At 70.3% G+C, this 19281-nt stretch carries 15 protein-coding genes; 9 read left to right on the plus strand and 6 right to left on the minus strand.

Going from position 1 to position 19281, the window contains the following annotated elements:
- Positions 1-3 precede the first annotated feature (3 nt).
- The 7 genes from ccmC to ccmI are packed head-to-tail and all read left to right on the plus strand — an operon-like array spanning position 4 to position 5680.
- Positions 4-747 carry a heme ABC transporter permease CcmC gene (ccmC, locus tag QUV35_RS03610; protein ID WP_300870945.1) on the plus strand — a complete coding sequence of 248 codons (744 nt, stop codon included), beginning with the start codon at positions 4-6 and terminating at the stop codon, positions 745-747.
- Entirely contained in the window at positions 744-923 is a 180-nt protein-coding gene (gene ccmD / locus QUV35_RS03615; RefSeq protein WP_300870947.1) for a heme exporter protein CcmD, read from the plus strand. Before ccmC ends, ccmD begins: the two co-directional genes overlap by 4 nt.
- Complete coding sequence (ccmE, locus tag QUV35_RS03620) at positions 920-1411, plus strand: cytochrome c maturation protein CcmE (protein ID WP_300870948.1); 492 nt, start codon at positions 920-922, stop codon at positions 1409-1411. The genes ccmD and ccmE overlap by 4 nt, the downstream gene beginning before the upstream one ends.
- Positions 1408-3414, plus strand: a complete 2007-nt coding sequence (locus QUV35_RS03625) for a heme lyase CcmF/NrfE family subunit (protein WP_300870950.1) — start codon at positions 1408-1410, stop codon at positions 3412-3414. Before ccmE ends, QUV35_RS03625 begins: the two co-directional genes overlap by 4 nt.
- Positions 3411-3935 (plus strand): DsbE family thiol:disulfide interchange protein, encoded by a 525-nt coding sequence (locus tag QUV35_RS03630; protein WP_300870952.1) that lies wholly within the window; start codon positions 3411-3413, stop codon positions 3933-3935. The genes QUV35_RS03625 and QUV35_RS03630 overlap by 4 nt, the downstream gene beginning before the upstream one ends.
- 3 nt (positions 3936-3938) lie before the next feature.
- Positions 3939-4427 (plus strand): cytochrome c-type biogenesis protein, encoded by a 489-nt coding sequence (locus tag QUV35_RS03635; RefSeq protein WP_300870954.1) that lies wholly within the window; start codon positions 3939-3941, stop codon positions 4425-4427.
- Positions 4424-5680: a c-type cytochrome biogenesis protein CcmI gene (gene ccmI / locus QUV35_RS03640; RefSeq protein WP_300870956.1), complete on the plus strand. Its 1257-nt coding sequence runs from the start codon at positions 4424-4426 to the stop codon at positions 5678-5680. The genes QUV35_RS03635 and ccmI overlap by 4 nt, the downstream gene beginning before the upstream one ends.
- Before the next feature lie 19 nt (positions 5681-5699).
- Here ccmI and bchO read toward each other — a convergent pair whose 3' ends face one another.
- Genes bchO through hpnC form a run of 6 tightly spaced genes read right to left on the minus strand, consistent with a single transcriptional unit; the run spans position 5700 to position 14825 of the window.
- A complete protein-coding gene (gene bchO / locus QUV35_RS03645) occupies positions 5700-6605 on the minus strand; it encodes an alpha/beta fold hydrolase BchO (RefSeq protein WP_300870958.1) in 906 nt (301 codons plus the stop codon).
- A gap of 10 nt (positions 6606-6615) precedes the next feature.
- Entirely contained in the window at positions 6616-8436 is a 1821-nt protein-coding gene (locus QUV35_RS03650; RefSeq protein ID WP_300870960.1) for a magnesium chelatase subunit D, read from the minus strand.
- A 24-nt stretch (positions 8437-8460) separates the two neighbouring features.
- Positions 8461-9492, minus strand: coding sequence for a magnesium chelatase ATPase subunit I (gene bchI, locus QUV35_RS03655; RefSeq protein WP_300870962.1), 1032 nt, complete (start codon positions 9490-9492; stop codon positions 8461-8463).
- A gap of 51 nt (positions 9493-9543) precedes the next feature.
- Complete coding sequence (locus QUV35_RS03660; protein ID WP_300870964.1) at positions 9544-12717, minus strand: efflux RND transporter permease subunit; 3174 nt, start codon at positions 12715-12717, stop codon at positions 9544-9546.
- A 15-nt stretch (positions 12718-12732) separates the two neighbouring features.
- On the minus strand, positions 12733-13833 hold the full coding sequence (locus QUV35_RS03665; protein WP_300870966.1) for an efflux RND transporter periplasmic adaptor subunit: 1101 nt from the start codon (positions 13831-13833) through the stop codon (positions 12733-12735).
- A 41-nt stretch (positions 13834-13874) separates the two neighbouring features.
- Positions 13875-14825: a squalene synthase HpnC gene (gene hpnC, locus QUV35_RS03670; protein WP_300870968.1), complete on the minus strand. Its 951-nt coding sequence runs from the start codon at positions 14823-14825 to the stop codon at positions 13875-13877.
- A 118-nt stretch (positions 14826-14943) separates the two neighbouring features.
- Here hpnC and QUV35_RS03675 point away from each other — a divergent pair, with 118 nt between their 5' ends.
- Entirely contained in the window at positions 14944-16053 is a 1110-nt protein-coding gene (locus QUV35_RS03675) for an efflux RND transporter periplasmic adaptor subunit (protein ID WP_300870970.1), read from the plus strand.
- Positions 16054-16060: 7 nt separating this feature from the next.
- The gene (locus QUV35_RS03680) at positions 16061-19225 is read left to right on the plus strand and encodes an efflux RND transporter permease subunit (protein WP_300870972.1); all 3165 of its coding nucleotides are present in this window, start codon (positions 16061-16063) and stop codon (positions 19223-19225) included.
- Positions 19226-19281: the final 56 nt, after the last annotated feature.

Consider the following 19281-nt stretch of genomic DNA (forward strand, 5'->3'; position numbering starts at 1 on the left):
CCGATGGCTTCAATCAACTGGTTCCATTACGCGGCGCCGCAGCGCTTCTACCCGCTGGCCGGCAGGCTGGTGCCGTGGTTCGGTGCACTGGCGGTGGTGCTCACGGCGGTCGGGCTTTACATCGGCCTGTGGGTCGCGCCCACCGATGCGCAACAGGGCGAGGCCTACCGCATCATCTTCGTGCACGTGCCCACGGCCTGGATGTCGATGCTGGTGTACCTGGTCATGGCCACCTGGGCGGCGATCGGCCTGGTGTTCAACTCGCGCCTGTCTTCGATGATGGCCACGGCGCTGGCGCCCACCGGTGCGCTCATGACCTTTCTCGCGCTGTGGACCGGCGCCCTGTGGGGCAAACCGACCTGGGGCACCTGGTGGGTGTGGGACGCACGCCTGACCTCCGAGCTGGTGCTGCTGTTCCTCTACATCGGCTTCATGGCGCTGCACAGCGCCATCGACGACACGCGCCGCGCCGACCGGGCCGCCGGCCTGCTGGCCATCGTGGGCGTGGTCAACCTGCCCATCATCTATTTCTCGGTGCAGTGGTGGAACACGCTGCACCAGGGCGCGTCGGTCAGCTTCACCGAGGCACCGAGCATGGCCACGCCGATGCTGCTGGGCATGCTGGTGATGGCGCTGGCCTGCTGGATGTACTGCATCGCGGTGGCGCTGGCCCGGGTGCGGCTGATCATGCTGGAGCGCGAACGCCATGCGCCCTGGGCGCGGCAGGCACTGGAGAGACTCGCATGAACAACCTGGGTGATTTCCTGGCCATGGGCGGATACGGCCTCTATGTGTGGGGCTCGCTGGGCATGTGCGCGGCGGTGGTGGCGGCCGAGCTGATGGCGATCCGCTTTCGCCGGCGCCTGCTGGTGCAGGAGGCGCAGCAAGCGCGCGACGACGCCGCTGTGGAGCGCACCGCATGAAGGCGCGCAGCCGCCGCCTGGTTGCACTGGCCGTGGGTCTGCTCACGCTGGGGGCGGCCACCGCCCTCGTGCTCAACGCCTTCAACAGCAACCTCGTGTTCTTCTTCAGCCCGACCCAGGTCATGGCCAACGAGGCGCCGCGTGAGCGCAACTTCCGCGTTGGTGGCCTGGTGGAAGAGGGCAGCGTGGCGCGCGAGCCCACGGGACTGACCATCCGCTTCAAGGTGACCGACACCGCGCAGAGCATTCCGGTGACCTACACCGGCTTGCTGCCCGACCTGTTCCAGGAGGGCAAGGGTGTGGTTGCCCAAGGCAAGCTGGGCGCCGACGGCGTGTTCCGCGCCGACCAGGTGCTGGCCAAACACGACGAAAACTACATGGCGCCCGAAGCGGCCGAAGCGCTGGCGAAAGCCCGCCAGGCCAAGGCGTCGGCGGTGCAGTTGCCGGGGCAGACGTCGCTGGTCCTGCCGGAAGGAAGCCCTCGATGATTCCCGAACTTGGCCATTTCGCCGCCTTGCTGGCGCTGGTGATGGCGCTGGTGCAAAGCGTGTTCCCGCTGGTGGGCGCGCAGCAGGGTCGCCGCCACTGGATGGCACTGGCACGGCCCGCCGCGTTCGCGCAGTTCATGCTGCTGCTGGTGTCCTTCGCCTGCCTCACGCAGGCCTTCGTGACCAGTGACTTCTCGGTCTTGCTCGCCGCCGAACATTCGCACACCAGCGCGCCCCTGATCTACCGCATCACCGCGGTCTGGGGCAACCACGAAGGATCCATCCTGCTGTGGAGCCTGATCCTGGCCGGCTGGACGCTGGCGGTTGCGGTGTTCTCCGACCAGCTCGACGAGCCGATGCGCGCGCGCGTGCTGGGCATCATGGGGCTGATCAGCGTGGGCTTTCTGCTGTTCACCCTGCTCACGTCGAATCCGTTCGAGCGCCTGTACCCGGTGCCGCTGGACGGCAAGGACCTCAACCCCTTGCTGCAAGACCCTGGCATGGCGATCCACCCGCCCATGCTCTACATGGGCTACGTGGGTTTTGTGGTGCCGTTCGCGTTCGCCGTGGCGGCCCTGCTGGCCGGCCGGGTCGACGCGGCCTGGGCACACTGGTCGCGCCCCTGGACCACGCTGGCCTGGTGTTTCCTCACCGCGGGCATTGCGCTGGGCAGCTTCTGGGCCTATTACGAACTGGGCTGGGGTGGCTGGTGGTTCTGGGACCCGGTGGAGAACGCCTCCTTCATGCCCTGGCTGGTGGGCACGGCGCTGATCCATTCGCTCTCGGTCACCGAGAAGCGCGGCGGCTTCAAGCTGTGGACGGCGCTGCTGGCCATCCTGGCGTTTTCGCTCTCGCTGCTGGGCACCTTCATCGTTCGCTCGGGCGTGCTGAGCTCGGTGCATGCGTTTGCCACCGACCCCGAGCGCGGCCTGTTCATCCTGGTGTTCTTCACGCTGGTGGTGGGCGGCTCGCTCACGCTGTTTGCCTGGCGCGGGCCCAGGGTGGGCGGCGGCGGCCAGTTTGAAATGCTCTCGCGCGAGAGCCTGCTGCTGGCCAACAACGTGCTGCTGGTGGTGGCCGCGGCGGCCGTGCTGCTGGGCACGCTCTACCCGCTGCTCATCGATGCGCTGGGCATGGGCAAGCTGTCGGTCGGCCCGCCGTATTTCAACGCGGTGTTCGTGCCGCTGGTTGCGCCGGCCCTGTTCCTCATGGGCGTGGGGCCGCTGGCGCGCTGGCGCCAGGCCTCGCTGGGCGACCTGGCGCACCAGCTGCGCTGGGCCGCCGGCGTGAGCGTGGCCAGCGCGGTGATCGCGCCGCTGGTGCTGCAGCGCTGGACGCCGCTGACCGGGCTGGGCCTGTTGCTGGCGGTGTGGGTCGCGAGCACGGCGGTGCTCAACCTGGTTCAACGCGTGCGCTCGCACCCGGCGTCTGCCTGGGCTGCCCTGCGCGCGCAGCCCGGCAGCTACTTCGGCATGTTGCTGGCCCACTTCGGTGTGGCGGTGTTCATTGCCGGGGTCACGGTGGTCAGCAGTTTCCAGACCGAAAACGACGTTCGCATGGAAGTGGGGCAGAGCGCCGAGGTGGGGGGCTACAGCATCCGGCTGGACGCCATGAACCTGGTGCAGGGGCCCAACTTCACCTCGGTGCAGGGCACGCTGAACCTCAGCCGCAACGGCGAGCTGGTGGCGGTGCTGAGGCCCGAGCGGCGCATCTACACCGTGAGCCGCACGGCCATGACCGAAGTGGCGATCGACCGCAGCGTGATGCGTGATGTGTACGTGGCGCTTGGAGAGCCGGTGAGCGAGACCGCCTGGAGCGTGCGCCTGCACCACAAGCCCATGGTCAACTGGATCTGGGGCGGCTGCCTGCTGATGGCCCTGGGCGGCCTGCTGGCGGTCACGGACCGGCGCTACCGCGTGCGCAAGGCGGCCACCACCGCTGTGCCGGCGCCGCACAGCCCGGCGGTGGCGCGCGGGGTGATGGCGCGGAGCGCGCGCCCATGAAACCCTACCTGTGGCCGCTGGCCATCTTCGTGGTCATGCTGGGCTTTCTGGGCGTGGGCTTGCAGCTCAACCCGCGCGACGTGCCCTCGCCGCTGATCAACAAGCCGGTGCCGGCCTTTCGCCTTCCCACGCTGGCCGCGCCCGACACGCTGGTCGCTCCCGAAGACTTGCGCGGGCAGGTCTGGCTGCTCAACGTGTGGGCCTCGTGGTGCGTGGCCTGCCAGCAGGAGCACCCGGTGCTCATGGACCTGGCGCGCCGTTCATCCGTGCCCCTGGTCGGCCTGAACTACAAGGACCAGCGCCACCTGGCACTGACCTGGCTGGGCAAACACGGCAACCCCTACCGGACCACCCTGTTCGACGTTGACGGCCGCGTCGGCCTGGACTTCGGCGTGTACGGCGTGCCCGAGACCTATGTGATCGACAAGCTGGGCGTGATCCGCCTCAAGTTCACCGGGCCGGTCACGCCCGAGGTGGTGCAGGGCACGCTGCTGCCGCTGATGAAACAGCTGGGTGCCTGAGCCATGCGTGCCGTGTGGTTCGCCTTCATGTTGAGCGCCTCGCTGGCGGCGGGCGGCGTGGCCGCGCAGGCGGCGCCACCGTCGATGGCGGCCCCGCTGGCCGCCGACCCGGCGCTGGAGCTGCGCGTGCTGAAGATCGCCGAAGAACTGCGCTGTCTGGTGTGCCAGAACGAAACCATCGCCGCCTCCACCGCCGACCTGGCCAAGGACCTGCGCCAGCAGATCCGGGTGCAACTGGGCGAAGGTCGCACGCAAGCCGAGATCCTCGACTTCATGGCACAGCGTTATGGCGACTTCGTGCTCTACCGCCCGCCGCTGAAATTCAGCACCGTGCTGCTGTGGGTCGGCCCGTTCGTGCTGCTGCTGGTGGCCGCCCTGGTGCTGGTGACGAACCTGCGGCGGCGCGACCCGCAGGCCGGCCCTGCGCCGCTGAGTGCGGCCGAACTGCAGCGCGCCCAGCGCCTGCTCGACGATGCCGGAGGCCCGCCATGACGCTCTTCGTTGCCCTGGCCCTGGCGCTGCTGGCGCTGGCCATGTGGCCTTTGCTGTCGGTGCTGTGGCGCACGCGTTCGACCGCTGTACCGGCCTCGCCGCAACAGGCCAACCTGGCGTTATTGCGCGAGCAGCGTGCCCAGCTCGATGCGGATCTGGCCGAAGGCCGGCTCACGCCCGGGCAGGGCGAGCAGGCACGCGCCGAGCTGGCGCGGCGCGTGATCGACGAATCGGCGCCGCTCGACCAGCGCGTGCGCCCCACCCACCGCACGGCCACCGCCACGGGTTTGCTGCTGGCCGTGCCCGCGCTGGCCATCGGCCTGTACGTCTGGCTGGGCGAGCCCGATGCGGTGCGGTTCGAAGCCGAGCAGGCCCGTCTGGCGACCAACGTGTCCGACCAGGAGGTCGACGCCATGGTCCGGCAGATGGCGCAGCAACTCGAGAGCCTGCCGCCCGGACAGGCGAAGGACGCGCCCGCATGGGCCATGCTGGCGCGCGCGCACGCCAGTCGCCAGCGCTTCGCCGACGCCGACCAGGCCTACCAGCGCGCCCTGGCGCTGACACCCGACAACCCCGACCTGCTCGCTGACCGGGCCGACCTGCTGTCGCTGCTGCAGGGCCAGAGCGCCGACGGTGAACCCATGCGCCTGGTCAACCGGGCGCTGGCGATCGACCCCGGGCACCCCAAGGCACTCGCGCTGGCCGGCAGTTCGGCCTACGGCCGGCAGGACTTTGTGGCGGCCGAAGGGTTCTGGCAGCGCGCGCGCGAACGGGCTGCGCCAGGGAGTCCGTTTGCCCAAGGCATCGAGAGCAGCCTGGAGGCCGCGCGCGCCGGCATCGCGGCCCAACCCGGCGGCGCGGCACGCCTGGCCGCAGCGCCCGCCGATGCGCCCCGGGCCGCCACCCGCCACCCCGGCTTGCAAGGGCAGATCCGCATCGCGCCCGAGCTGCAATCCCGGCTGGTGGCGGGCGACACCCTGTTCGTGTTCGCGCGACCGGTCCAGGGCCCACGCATGCCGCTGGCCGTCTTGCGGGTGGCGGCCACTGCCGGGCCACTGCCGTTTTCGCTCGACGACAGCCAGGCCATGGCACCCGAGCTGCGTCTGTCGATGCACCCTCAGGTGGTGGTGGAAGCCCGCATCAGCCGCACGGGCCAGGCCATGCCGCAAAGCGGCGACCTGCAAGGCACCAGCGGCCCGGTGGCCAGCAACAGCGCGCAACTGCAGATCACGATCGACAGCGTCGTGCCCTGAGGGCCCGGGTCAGACGCTGTCAGGCGCGTGCGTCAAAGCGCTCAAAGACCAGCCGCGCCACGGTGTCGGGTTGTTCTTCATGCGCCAGGTGCCCCAGGCCGTCGAGCTGGATGTATTGCGCCTTGAGCGCGGGTGAGAGCCGGGCCATGGCGCGGGTGGCCTGCTCGGGTGGCACGGTGCGGTCGCGTTCGCCCACCAGCAGGTCCAGCGGCACGGCCAGGCGGGGCAGGTCGCGCCAGAGTGAATCGAGATCCCAGTTGGCCATCATGCCCAGCGCACCCGCAGCGTGACCGGGGCTGCGCACCAGCCGCTGGTAAAGCGCTGTGCCGGCCGGGTCGAGTGTGGAGCCGGTGCTCTGCAGCAGGCGCTGCAACACCGCCGGTTCCTTGGCGTGCCAGGCAAACAGGCGCGGCACGAACGGTGCCGAGGCCATGAGCTTGGCCACCGGAGAAAACAGCTGACCGGCCAGGCCACCGAGCGGCATGAGCGCGGCGTTGAGACCGAGCACCGAACGCGGCGCGGCCAGACCGTCCAGGCACATGCGCACCGCCACGGCGGCACCGGCCGAATGACCCACCAGCATGGCCGCTCTGATGTCCAGGGTCTGCAGCAGGCCATGCACGGCCCGCGCCATGCCGGGCAGCGAGAACTGGGGCGCGCCAACACCGCCCGGTGGCATGCCGGTGAAGGCGTGGCCGGGCAGGTCCATGGCCACCACCTCGAAGCGCCGGGCGAGCAGGGGCGCCAGATCGCGCCACGAGTGGGTGGACGCGCCGGTGCCGTGCAGCAGCACCAGACACGGCGCGTTCGCCGGTCCGGCAAAGCGCTGCACATGCCATTGCAGACCAGACGCCCAGACAAAGCTGCTCAGCTCGTGGTGCGGCCAGTGGGGGCCGTCGCGTTGCCAGTCGAGGCCTTGTGCCATGGGGCGGCGCTCAGCGGGCGGCGGGCAGCGTGGCCAGGCGCACCGCCTGCGACAGGCCGGCCGAGCCCGCATGCGGCAGCGGCACGCAGGTGGCGCCCATGCGCTCGGCCATGGTGCGCGAGGCCTCGCCCGGTTGGGCCGAGGTGTCGATCAGCAGGGCGGCGAAGCCGGCCAGGCGAAACGCATCCGCGGCCTGGAGCGCGTCTTCGGTGGCCTGGGCCCGGCCGTGCCGACCGTCGCGCGCCACGTTGGCACGGCCGTCGGTGAGCAGCACCACCACCGGCGTTTCACCCTGGCGCCCGATCTGCTGGGCCAGTTCGCGCGCGGCTTCGATGCCGGCCGCCAGCGGCGTGCCACCGCCGCCGGGCAGCGCGGCCAGGCTGCGCTTGGCGCGCGCCAGCGAACGCGTGGGCGGCAGCAGCAGCTCGCAGCCGTCGCCACGAAACGCCAGCACCGCCACCTTGTCGCGCCGCACATAACACTCGGCCAGCAGCAGCTCGACCGCGCCCTTGGCCTCGGCCAGCCGGTGCAGCGCGGCCGAACCCGAGGCGTCCACCACGAACAGCGTGGTGGTGGGCCGGCGCTGGCGAAAACGCACCACGTGGAAGTCTTCGCGCCGCACCTGGATGCGGCGCGGGCCTTGTGCCTGTTGCTGGCGCAGCCGTTGCCAGGGCGCGGCCGCGCGCAGGGTTTCCAGAATGTGCAGCCGCGCGCCCGAGCGGGGTTCGGCGCGGCGGGTGCCCACGGGTCGGCCGCGGTTCTGGTTCTTCATGAGCTCGCCCGATCGGCCCGCGGCGGTGGCGCGCGCCTGCCGCGCCTGGCCCATCTGCAGGGCAGCCAGCAGACCCGGCGGGATCGCTGCGCGCACCGCCTCGATCAGCCGGTCGTCCAGCGCGCCGGGGGCGTCTTCATCGTCATCGGTCTTGTCTTGTTCGTCCGGTGGCGATTCAGGCGGGGGTGCGTCTGATTCGTCTTCTTCTGGCGTGCGCTGCTGCGCCTCGGGCGGTGGCAGCGGTGTGTCGTCGGTTTCTTCGGCGGGGGGCGCGGGCAGGCGCGTGGCGCGCGGTGCCAGCACCAGCCGCGCCGCGAGCGAGGCGTGCACTTCTTCCGCTTCTTCCATGCCCGACAAGGCCGCCGCAGCACGCGCCACGCGCACCGCCAGCAGCGGCGCGCGCATCGAGTTCACGCCCCAGACCAGCGAAGCGGCGCACAGCGCCTGCACCACACTCTCGGGCACGGTGGTGTGGGCCAGCCGCGCGCGCGCCCCGGCGATGTCATCGCGTGTCCAGTCCACCGGCTCATCGTCTTCGGAGTCGGCGGCCTGCAGCGGCAGGTGAAAGGCCAGCCGGTCGAGCAGGGTGGCGGGCATCTGTTCTTCGTCGCCATCACCTTCGTCCAGCGCCACCAGCGCCACGCGGGCGGGGCGGCGTTGGGTCAGGCCGTCGCGCTCGAGTGCCACCACCCGGGTGTCGAGCACGGCCGCGAGTTGCGAGGCCACGCCGGCGCCCACGCGTTCGGCCATGGCCAGCAGCAGCACACCGCCGTCGCAGCGCGTGAGCAAGCCTTGCTGGGCCACCGGGCGCCCGGCGTGCAGGGTGGCGGCCAGATCGAGCCCGCCGAGCAGGGCCGAGTCGCTGGCGTGCAGGGGCACGCGGTGCATCGGCGTCTGCGGTGGCAGGTGCTGGCGCAGCAGCGCCAGCCAGGCGTCGCGCAAGGGGCCGGCGGGCGAACGCAAGGCCACGCCACCCAGGCCGGTGGGGTCCACCGCCAGCAGGGCGGCGACCAGGGCTGCGTCGGCGTTCGGAGTGGGCGCGGCGAAGTGGTCGAACATCGGTGGTGCGCCCGAGACCGACGTTCAGGCGCCCATCAGTTCGGTCACTGCGCGGTCCACCCGCGCGGTCGAACCCGCGTTGTCCAGCGGGTTGCGGCGCAGGCGGTGGCGCAGCGCCGGGCCGGCCACGCGTTTGAAGTGGGCGTCGGTCACGGCGGCGTCGCCCTGCAGCGCGGCCATGGCGCGCGCGGCGCGAATCAGGGTGAGGTCGCCGCGCAGGCCGTCGGTGCCCAGGGCCATGCACAGCGCGGCAGCGCGCTGGCGCGCGGCGTCGCTGACCTCGACCGCATGCAACCGCTTGCGCGCGGCCACCAGCCTGCGGCGGATGCGCTCGTCTTCCTTCTGCCATTGCGCGATGAAGGCCTCGCGGTCCTGCTCGAAGGCATCGCGCCGGCGCACCACCTCGACCCGCTCCTGCAGCAGCTCGGGCGTCCTGACTTCCACCGACAGGCCGAAGCGGTCGAGCAGCTGCGGGCGCAGCTCGCCTTCTTCGGGGTTGCCGCTGCCCACCAGCACGAAGCGCGCGGGGTGGCGAACCGACAGGCCTTCGCGCTCCACCACGTTCTCGCCCGAGGCCGCCACGTCGATCAGCAGATCGACCAGGTGGTCTTCGAGCAGGTTGACTTCGTCGATGTAGAGAAAGCCGCGGTTGGCTTGTGCCAGCAGGCCGGGCTCGAAGGCCTTCACGCCTTGCGACAGCGCGCGCTCCAGGTCAAGCGCACCGACCACGCGGTCCTCGGTGGCACCCAGCGGCAGGTCGACCACCGGCACGGCTATGAGGTGGGTTTTGGGCGGCGGCTGGTCGGGTGCACGCAAGCTGGCGCAGTCGGCGCAGCGGCTGGCGGGGTCGGCCGGGTCGCAGCTGTAGCGGCAACCGTTCACGGCCCGCATTTTCGGCAGCAGGGCGGCCAGCGCCCGCACCGCGGTGGACTTGCCGGTGCCCCGGTCACCCAGAACCAGAACACCGCCGATATGGGGATCGATGGCGGCGATCAGGATCGCCGTTTTCATCTCGTCCTGACCAACGATTGCGGAGAAAGGGAATGCCTGTGCCATAGGGAAATCAGTATGGCACACGGCTTGCGCCCCTCACCCCGGGGCTTGCACTCACGCGCCGGGCTGCAGGGGCCTTTCAGCGACTTCGTGTGCGGCCGCTGTCGCCTGTGCGATCCGTCCCTGGCGCCGCATGAAGGCCAGGTAGAGCAGCGGCACCACGAACAGGGTGAGCAGGGTGGAGAACGCCAGGCCCCAGACGATGCTGGCCGCCACCGGTCCCCACAGCAGGCTCTTGCCGCCGATGCCGAAGGCCAGTGCAAACAGGCCGCCGATGGTGGTGGTGGTGGTGATGAGGATGGGCACCACGCGCCGGCGCCCGGCCTGGATGATGGCGTGGATCGCGCCCATGCCGCGCCGCAGCCGGTCGTTGGCCGCGTCGATCAGCACGATGGCGGAGTTCACCGCGATGCCGGTGAGCGCGATCACGCCGTACAGCGTGTAGAGCGACAGCGGGTTGCCCGAGATCGCCAGGCCAAAGGCCACGCCGGTGAAGGCCAGTGGCACCGTCACCAGAATCATCAGCGGCTGGAAGTAGCTCTTGAACTGCGCGGCCAGGATCAGGTAGATCAGGCCCAGGCCCAGCATGAACAGCACCTGCATCGCGGCCAGGCTTTCCTCGATGTCTTCGAGCTCGCCGGAGAAGTCGAGGTCCACGCCGGGATGGCGTGCGCGGATCTGCTCCCATTCGGCCTTGATCGCGTTGTTCGCCACCGTGGTGTCGGTCACGTCCTTGTCCAGGTTGGCCTCCACCGTGATGGTGCGGCGCAGGTTGTAGTGGCGGATGAAGCCGCGCCCGGGGCCGGTTTCGGCCGTGACGAGTGCGCCCAGTCGGGTGATCTGGCCGTTGGGCAGGGCCACCGGTTCGTCCAGCAGGCTGGCCGGGTCCACCGGGCGCGCGTCGCCCTCGCGAAGCGCGCCGTCGGAGCGCACGCGCAGCTCGATCTTGTCGCCGCCGTCGCGCGTGAAGGCCACCACTTCGCCGTCCACCGCCAGCCGCACCAGACGCGCCACCCTGGCGGCGTCCAGGCCGGCCTGGCGCACCGCCTCGTGGTCGAGCGTGAGCAGCAGCTGAGGCCGCCCGGGCACGTCGTCGTCCTTCACGTCGGTGGTGCCCGGAATGCGCTTCACGATGGTCTTGAGGTCGGCCACCGCGGCTTCGATCAGGGCGAAGTCGTCGCCGCGCACCTTCACGCTGATCGGCCGGCCGGCCGGTGGCCCGCCCGAGAGCACGGTGAAGCTCTTTTCACCCGGGCCGCCCATGCTGGTGATGGCCTCGCGCATCTGGTCCACCACCTCGGTCACTTCGCGGGCGCCGTCGGTGCGCGGATTGAGCGAGACGAACACCTGGCCGTAGAGGTCGCCATAGACGATGTCGGTCTCGGTGAACTTGATGCCGGCAAAGCTGTTCGCCTCGCGGGCTTCGCCCTGTGGTCCGACGCCGCGCAGCTGCGCCCGCACCGCCTGTTCCACGCGCCGCGTCTCGCCCAGCGTGTCTTCCAGCGAGGCCGTGGCCGGCATGTCCACGTTCACGTAGAACGCCCGGATCGGATCGAACGCAAAGAACTGCACCCGAATGGCACCGGTGGCCAGCAAGGCCACCGCACCGGCCACCGACAGCAGGCCCACCAGGGCAAAGCGTTTCGGCCGGCGCAGCACATAGGCCAGGGCCTGGCCGTAGCGCAGCCGCAAGCCACGGTTGAAGCGGTTGCGCCAGCGCTGCACGCGCCCTGGGTTGTCGAAGCGCACACCGATGGCGCTCACATGCACCGGCATCATCCAGAACGCCTCGATCAGCGAGATCACCAGCGCCAGCGTGACCACGAAGGGAATCACGAACATGAACTTGCCCACGATGCCGGGCAGCAGCATGAGCGGCAGGAAGGCCGCCAGCGTGGTGGCCACCGAAGCCAGCACCGGTTTCCAGACCTCGGCGATCGCGTCCAGGCTGGCCTGCAGCGCCTGCTGGCCGCGCTCCATGCGGTAGTAGATGGCCTCGACCACCACCACCGCGTCGTCCACCAGCATGCCCAGCGCAATCACCACGCCCAGCAGCACCGAGACGTTGACCGTGTAGTCCAGGCTGTCGAGCACGGCAAAGGTGGCCAGCAGCGAAAACGGGATGCCGATGGCCACCAGCAGGCCGATGCGCGAACCCAGGAACACCCAGCACACCGCCAGCACCAGCAGGATGCCCAGCAGCGCATTGCTCTCCATCACGCCGATGGCGTCGCGCGTGGGCACGGTCTGGTCGTCGGTGAGCAGCAGCTGCAGGCCGGAGGCGGCCAGCACCTGGTTCTCGCGTTCGATGAAGGCCTTGAGCGCATCCACCAGCGCCAGCGTGTTGGTGCCGGATTTTTTGGTCACGGTCAGCGAGATCGCATCGCGCCCGTCGAGCGAAGCCAGCTGCTGAGCCGGCGCCCGGGCGCGTTCGATGCGCGCCACCTCGCCCAGGCGGGCCGAGGCGCCCGGGTTGACCGACGATGAGACCGGCAACACGGCCAGTGCCTGCGGATCGGTCACCACACCCTGCACGCTGACCGCCCAGGCACCGGACTGCGTCTTGAGCGTGCCGCCGGTGGTGTCGCGCCACCACTGCGACAGGGCGTCGGCCACATCGCTGGCCAGCAGCCCGCGTGCCGCCAGCGCCTGGGCATTCGGGCTGACCAGCACCTCCGGGTCGCGCAGGCCGGCGGCGGTGACCTGGTCGACGCCGGTGATGCGTTCGAGGTCGGCCTGCAGCCGGCGCGCGTTCAGGCGCAGGCTCTCGTCGTCGGCCTGGCCCACCAGCATCAGCGAGGCGGTGGGAAAGCCGTTGCTGGTGGTGATCTCGACGATGGTGGGGTCTTCGGCCTGGGGCGGCAGCTCGGACGAGGTCTTGTTCTGCACCTCGCGGCGCAGGTCGTTCATGCGCTTGTCGAAGGTCCGCTCATCGATCTCCCGGAAGCGCACCAGCAGGCTGGCCACGTTCTCGCGCGAGTTCGAGATGACAAAACGCACGTCGGAGATGCCCTTGATGCCGTCCTCCAGCGGGTTGGTCACCAGCCGTTCCACGTCTTCGGCGCTGGCGCCGGGCAGCACCGCGGTGATGGCCACCCAGTTGAAGTTGATCTCCGGGTCCTGTTCGCGCGGCATGGTGTTGTAGCTCACCAGGCCGAGCAGGCAGACCACCACGAAGGCGATGTTGGCCAGCGGGTGGTTGGTGATGAGGGCGCGCAGGAAAGCCATGGCGTGACCCCGGGTTCAGCGCGCCGCGGCCTGGGCGCTGATGGCCTGTCCGGGCTGCAGCATGGCCTGGCCGCGCACGATCACGCGCGCGTCGGCCGGCAAGCTCGCGGGCACCGGCGTGGCGCGCCCTTCCTGCGCACCGGGCACCGGCACAAAACGCGCCGTGGCGGCGTCGCCCGTGCCCTGCTGAACAAACACCCCGAGCTCTGTGCCGCGCCTGACCAGCAGGTCGGGTGCGAGGTGGGGCTGGCTTTCCCGCCAGCGCAGCGTGCCGCTGGTGCCGGCGGCGGGCGCCTGCGCGGGCGCAACGAACGCCAGCCGGGCGGTCCGGGTGCGCGAGGGCTCGGTGACGGTTGCACCGATGCGCAGCAGGCGCACGGCATGGCTGCCGTCGGGCGTGTCCAGCCGGATCGCCTGCGCGCGGCGCAGCCCGGCCACGTCGCCCGGGCTGAGGGTGGCGTTCACCTCGGTGCGGCCCGACTCCACCAGCACATACAGCACCGTGCCCGGCGCGACCGCCTCACCGGTCTGCGCCAGGCGCTCTTTCACGCTGCCGGCAAACGGCGCACGCAGCGTGGTCTTGGCCAGCTGGCGTTGTTCGGTGGCGAGCTGGGCCCGGCTGCTGTTGACCTCGGTCTGCTGCAGCGCGACGTCGGTCTCGCGCTGCGCCAGTGCTTCCTTCGAGAAAAAGCCCTGGGCGACGAGTTCCTTCGAGCGTTCCAGCTGTCCCTGCGCGAGTTGCAGACGGGCGCTGGCGGCGGCCAGTGCGGCCTGGGCGCGCTGCACCGCCAGTTGGGCATCGCGCGGGTCGATCTGCGCCAGCAACTCGCCTTTGGTCACCGTGGCGCCCACATCGGCAGTCCAGCGCAGCAGCGTGCCGGAGACCTCGGCAGCCAGGCGCGATTCGTTGCGCGCGCTCACCGTGGCCGGGGCCTCGCGAGCGGGCTGGAGCCAGACCTCGTTCAAGGGCGCCACGCCCACCGGCGTTCGCGCGGGCGTGGCGGTGGCCGGCGCGGTGGCGGCGGGCGCCTGTGCCCATGAGCCGGTGGCCAGGGGCAGCAGCGCCAGCGCGAACACGAACGCCAGGCGTCGGTGGGAAACACAAGACAAGGTCATGACAAGGTCCATGAATCGGTGGTTTTCACAAACGGGCGCCTTCACATCCACAGCGCGTGCCAGGCCAGCCGCGGCAGGTCGGCGCGCTGCAGTGTCACCCGGGTCTGCCAGCTGCGGTGGTCAACCTGCTCAATGGCCTCAAGGATGCGCAGGCCGCCCTGCACCACCAGGCGCAGTTCCCAGCCCGCACGCCCCGGCACCCGGCGCGCCAGGGGGGCGCCCAGCTGCATCAGCCCGCGGGCATGGGCGCAGAGCTCGGCCACCGCCGCCCGGCGGTCGGGGCTCGCTGGCAGGTCGGGCCGCTCGAAATCGGCCACCTGCAGACCGTGTCGCGCCAGGGTGTCGGCGGGCAGGTAACAGCGGCCCTGGGGCAGGTCGCGGCTGAGGTCCTGCCAGAAGTTGATGAGTTGCAGTGCGCTGCAGATCTGGTCGCTCTGCTGCAGCGAGCGGGCGTCATGCACGCCATACAGATGCAGCAGCAGGCGCCCGACCGGGTTGGCGGACAGGCGGCAGTAGCCCAGCAGCTCGTCGGTGCTGGCGTAGCGGTGCTGCTGCATGGTGTAGCGCACGTCCTGCTCGAAGGCGCTGAGCAGGTCGTGCAGCAGGGCCACCGGCAGGTCGTGGCGCGCGATCGCCAGCCCCAGGGGCCCGAACACCACCGGCCAGCGCTCGGAGGCGGGCAGCACCGCACCACCTGCGGCCCGCTCGATGCAGCGCGCCAGTTCACCGCGGTAGGCCGCCAGATCGGCCAGCCGCTCCTCGCCGCCGGCCTGGCCTTCGTCGGCGATGTCATCGGCCGTTCGGGCGAAGCGGTAGATGGCCGCCACCGTGGGACGCAGGCGCGGCGGGCAGAGCCAGGAGGCGACCGGAAAGTTTTCGTAATGGCCGACGCCCGGGCCCAGGGCCCCCAGCGCGCCGGCTGCGGGCAGCGGCGCCGCATCGGCCGCGCGCTCGCGCGTCGGAGGCGGTGGGGCAGGCGTTGGGTGGGTCATGAATCGGGGGGTATTTCGTCGGGGATTTTGATTACTAACCGGTCAGTCAGTAATATACGGGCATTGTCGGCGCGTGATCTTGCCGCGCGCCACCCATTTTCACAACGCCCACCCCGCCATGAAAACCCCGCATTTTGTCTGGATCATGACCGCCACCCTCGCCCTGGCGGCGTGTTCCCCGCCCCCGGCGGCCACCGAGCCGATCCGTTCGGTCAAGTTGATGACGGTGGGCGCCAGTGCCGTGGGCGCCCAGGCCGAATACGCGGGTGAGGTTCGCGCCCGAACCGAGTCCCGTCTGGGCTTTCGGGTCGGCGGCAAGCTGGTGCAACGCCCGGCCCAGGTGGGGCAGCGGGTGGCTGCCGGCGCCTTGCTGGCGCAGCTCGACGGGCAGGACCTGGCCCTCTCCAGCCAGGCGGCGCAGGCGCAGGTGAGCGCGGCGCAGACCCAGCGCGACCTGGCTGCGGCCGACCTCAAGCGTTACCAGGACTTGCTGGCCCAGGGTTTTGTGAGCGGCGCCGAGATCGAACGGCGACAGGCGACCCTGCAGTCGGCAGAGGCCACGCTGCGCCAGGCGCGGGCCCAGGGCGCGGTTCAGGGCAACCAGGCCGGGTATGCCCGTCTGCTGGCCAATGGCGCCGGTGTGGTGCTGGCGGTGGATGCCGAGGTGGGGCAGGTGGTGGCGGCGGGCACGCCGGTGGTCCGGCTGGCGCTGGACGGCCCGCGCGACGTGGTCTTTGCCGTGCCCGAGGACCGGCTGGCCAGCTTGCGCACCGGGCAGGCGGCCCAGGTGCGCCTGTGGGCCGGTGCACCGGCCGGCGCTGCCGTGCCGCTGGCCGCGGTGGTGCGAGAAGTGGCGGCCAGCGCCGACCCGGTCACCCGCACCTACCAGGTGAAGCTCGCCCTGTCCGGCGACGCGAGCGTGCCGCTGGGCGCCACCGCCTATGTGACGCTGGCGGCGCCCGCTGGCGCCCCGGGCGCCGCGATCAAGCTGCCGACCTCGGCCCTGATGCGTTCGGAAACCGGCGACCGCAGCGGCAGCGCGGTGTGGGTGTTCGATGCCGCCACCAGCACGGTGCAGCCGCGCGAGGTGGTGGTGGCCGGCGCCGACGGCAACGACCTGGTCATCGCCTCGGGCCTGCAACCGGGCGACGAGGTGGTGGCCGCGGGGGTGCACGTGCTGTCGCCCGGGCAGAAGGTGACCCGGTTTGCCGGCGCCGCGACGCAGTGAGGCCGGCATGAGCTCGTCCGACTACGCCTCCGCCGACCAGGCCGCGACCTGGGTGTCCCGCTTCAACCTCTCGCAATGGGCGCTGGACCACCAGGCCTTCACCCGGTACTTGATGATCGTGCTGATGCTGCTGGGCGTGGCCGCCTACTTCCAGCTCGGTCAGGACGAAGACCCGCCGTTCACCTTTCGCGCCATGGTGGTGCGGGCCTACTGGCCCGGCGCCACCGCCGAGCAGGTCGCCGAACAGGTGGCCGACCGCATCGAGAAGACCCTGCAGGAAGTGCCGTACGCGGACAAGATCCGCAGCTATTCCAAGCCCGGCGAAACGCTGGTGATTTTCCAGTTGAAGGACTCGTCGCCCGCCGCCGAGGTGCCCCAGATCTGGTACACGGCGCGCAAGAAGATCGGCGACATGCAGGCCTCGCTGCCGCAGGGCGTGGTGGGGCCGTTCTTCAACGACGAATTCGGCGACGTCTTCGGCGTCATCTACGCGCTGCAGGGCGACGGTTTTTCCTACGCCGACAAGAAGCAGGTGGCCGACCGGGTGCGCCAGCAGTTGCTGCGTGTGCCCGATGTGAGCAAGGTCGAGCTGTTCGGTGTGCAGGACGAGAAGCTGTTCATTGAAATCTCGCAGAAGCGCCTGGCGGTGCTGGGCCTGAACCTGCAGCAGGTGTTCGATGCGCTGGGCCAGCAAAACGCGGTGGCCTCAGCCGGTGCCGTGCAGGCGCCGCACGACGTGGTGCAGGTGCGTGTGGCCGGCGCCTTCAATTCGGTGGAGCAACTCGCTGCCATGCCGATCCGCGCGGCCAGCGGCACGCAGATCCGCCTGGGCGACATCGCCGAGATCGGCCTGGGTTACGTGGACCCGCCGCAGGTGCTGGTGCGCCACAACGGAAGGGACAGCATCGGCCTGGGCATTTCCATGGCCAAGGGCGGCGACATCATCGCGCTGGGCAAGGCCCTCAAGACCACGGTCGCCGGCATCGAGGCCGCGCTGCCCGCCGGCATGGTGCTGGCCCAGGTGCAGGACCAGCCGAGTGCGGTGACCAAAAGCGTGAACGAGTTCGTCACGGTGCTGATCGAGGCGGTGGTGATCGTGCTGGCGGTGAGCTTTCTGGCGCTGGGCCTGCACCGGCGCGCCGGCAGCAAGGGCCTGCGGGGCTACACGCTGGACATGCGCCCGGGTCTGGTGGTGCTGATCACGATCCCGCTGGTGCTGGCCATGACCTTTCTGGCCATGAACTACTGGGGCATCGGCCTGCACAAGATTTCGCTGGGCTCGCTCATCATCGCGCTGGGCCTGCTGGTGGACGACGCCATCATTGCGGTGGAGATGATGGTGCGCAAGCTCGAGGAGGGCTACAGCATGATGCGCGCGGCCACCTTCACCTGGGAGGCCACCGCCATGCCCATGCTCACCGGCACGCTGATCACGGCCGCCGGTTTCCTGCCGATCGGCCTGGCCGACTCCACCACCGGCGAATACACCTTCGCGATCTTTGCGGTCACCGTCATTGCCTTGCTGCTGTCGTGGATCGTGGCGGTGTTTTTCGTGCCCTACCTGGGCGTTCGCCTGCTCAAGGTGAAGCCGCATGTGGGCGCGGTGCACGAGGTCTTCGACGGGCCGTTCTATGTACGGTTTCGCGCCGTGGTGGACTGGTGCGTGCAGCACCGCTGGATCACCATCGGCGCCACCGTGCTCACCTTTGCGCTGGGCATCGTCGGCATGGGCCAGGTGCAGCAGCAGTTCTTTCCGGACTCCAGCCGTCCCGAGATCCTGGTGGATGTGTGGCTGCCCGAGGGCAGCAGCATCCAGGCCATGGACGAGGTCACGAAACGGCTGGAAGCCCGCATGGCGGCCGAGGAGGGCGTGCGCAGCGTGAGCACCTGGGTCGGTTCGGGCGTGCCGCGCTTCTATCTGCCGCTGGACCAGATCTTTCCGCAGACCAACGTGTCCCAGCTGATCGTGTTGCCGCAAGACCTGAAGACGCGGGAGCGGTTGCGCAAGGCGCTGCCGGCCTTGCTGGCCACCGAATTCCCCGAAGTGCGCGGCCGCGTGAAGCTGCTGCCCAATGGCCCGCCGGTGCCGTATCCGGTGCAGTTCCGTGTGGTCGGCACCGACCCCACCCAGTTGCGCACGCTGGCCGACGAGGTGAAGGTGGCGCTGCGCGCCAACAGCAACATGCGCGGCGTCAACGACAACTGGAACGAGTCGGTCAAACGGCTGCGCCTGGAGATCGACCAGGACAAGGCGCGTGCACTGGGGGTGTCCAGCCAGTCGATCGCGCAGGCCGCCCGCACGCTGCTCAGTGGCAGCACGGTCGGCCAGTACCGCGATGGCGACAAGCTGATCGACATCGTGCTGCGCCAGCCGCTGGACGAGCGCGATGCGATCACCGACCTGGCCAACGCCAACCTGCCCACGAGCAACGGCCAGAGCATTCCGCTGCTGCAGATCGCCCGGCCCGTGTTCGACTGGGAAGCCGGCGTGCTGTGGCGCGAGAACCGCGACTACGCGATCACGGTGCAGGGCGATGTGGTCGAGGGCCTGCAGGGTGCCACCGTCACGGCCGAACTGCAGCCGGTGCTCAAGGAAATCAGCGACGGCTGGGCATCGCGCGGTCTGTCGGACTACCGCATCGAGGTGGCCGGCGCGGTGGAGGAGAGCAGCAAGGGATCGGCCTCGATCGCGGTGGGCATTCCGCTGATGCTGTTCATCGTCTTCACGCTGTTGATGCTGCAGCTGCAGAGTTTCAGCCGCTCGGTGCTGGTGTTCCTCACCGGCCCGATGGGCCTGGCCGGCGTGGCCGCAGCGCTGCTGCTGCTCAACCGCCCGTTCGGCTTCGTGGCCTTGCTGGGCGTGATCGCGCTGATGGGCATGATCCAGCGCAATTCGGTGATCCTGATCGACCAGATCGAACAGGACCGTGCGCGCGGCGTGCCGGCCTGGGACGCGGTGGTCGAGTCGGCGGTGCGGCGCATGCGGCCCATCGTGCTGACCGCCGCGGCCGCCGTGCTGGCCATGATCCCGCTGTCGCGCAGCGTGTTCTGGGGCCCGATGGCGGTGGCGATCATGGGCGGGCTGGTGGTGGCCACCGTGTTGACCCTGCTGGCGCTGCCGGCGATGTATGCGGCCTGGTTCCGGGTCAAGAGGGAGCCCGAGGCGGTCTGAGCGCAACGCCGTGCAGGCGCGCGGCTGCGGCGTGCCCTGCTCCGCGGCTCTCCCCC

The organism is Hydrogenophaga sp. (genome assembly GCF_030373225.1).
Taxonomy (GTDB): domain Bacteria; phylum Pseudomonadota; class Gammaproteobacteria; order Burkholderiales; family Burkholderiaceae_C; genus Hydrogenophaga.

Coding starts and splice junctions, on each gene's coding strand:
- ccmC (WP_300870945.1), top strand. CDS start 4: ATGGCTTCAATCAACTGGTTCCATTACGCGGCGCCGCAGCGCTTCTAC.
- QUV35_RS03660 (WP_300870964.1), bottom strand. CDS start 12,717: ATGGCTTTCCTGCGCGCCCTCATCACCAACCACCCGCTGGCCAACATC.
- bchO (WP_300870958.1), bottom strand. CDS start 6,605: ATGGCACAAGGCCTCGACTGGCAACGCGACGGCCCCCACTGGCCGCAC.
- QUV35_RS03675 (WP_300870970.1), top strand. CDS start 14,944: ATGAAAACCCCGCATTTTGTCTGGATCATGACCGCCACCCTCGCCCTG.
- QUV35_RS03680 (WP_300870972.1), top strand. CDS start 16,061: ATGAGCTCGTCCGACTACGCCTCCGCCGACCAGGCCGCGACCTGGGTG.
- ccmE (WP_300870948.1), top strand. CDS start 920: ATGAAGGCGCGCAGCCGCCGCCTGGTTGCACTGGCCGTGGGTCTGCTC.
- QUV35_RS03630 (WP_300870952.1), top strand. CDS start 3,411: ATGAAACCCTACCTGTGGCCGCTGGCCATCTTCGTGGTCATGCTGGGC.
- QUV35_RS03635 (WP_300870954.1), top strand. CDS start 3,939: ATGCGTGCCGTGTGGTTCGCCTTCATGTTGAGCGCCTCGCTGGCGGCG.
- QUV35_RS03665 (WP_300870966.1), bottom strand. CDS start 13,833: ATGACCTTGTCTTGTGTTTCCCACCGACGCCTGGCGTTCGTGTTCGCG.
- hpnC (WP_300870968.1), bottom strand. CDS start 14,825: ATGACCCACCCAACGCCTGCCCCACCGCCTCCGACGCGCGAGCGCGCG.
- ccmI (WP_300870956.1), top strand. CDS start 4,424: ATGACGCTCTTCGTTGCCCTGGCCCTGGCGCTGCTGGCGCTGGCCATG.
- QUV35_RS03650 (WP_300870960.1), bottom strand. CDS start 8,436: ATGTTCGACCACTTCGCCGCGCCCACTCCGAACGCCGACGCAGCCCTG.
- QUV35_RS03625 (WP_300870950.1), top strand. CDS start 1,408: ATGATTCCCGAACTTGGCCATTTCGCCGCCTTGCTGGCGCTGGTGATG.
- ccmD (WP_300870947.1), top strand. CDS start 744: ATGAACAACCTGGGTGATTTCCTGGCCATGGGCGGATACGGCCTCTAT.
- bchI (WP_300870962.1), bottom strand. CDS start 9,492: ATGGCACAGGCATTCCCTTTCTCCGCAATCGTTGGTCAGGACGAGATG.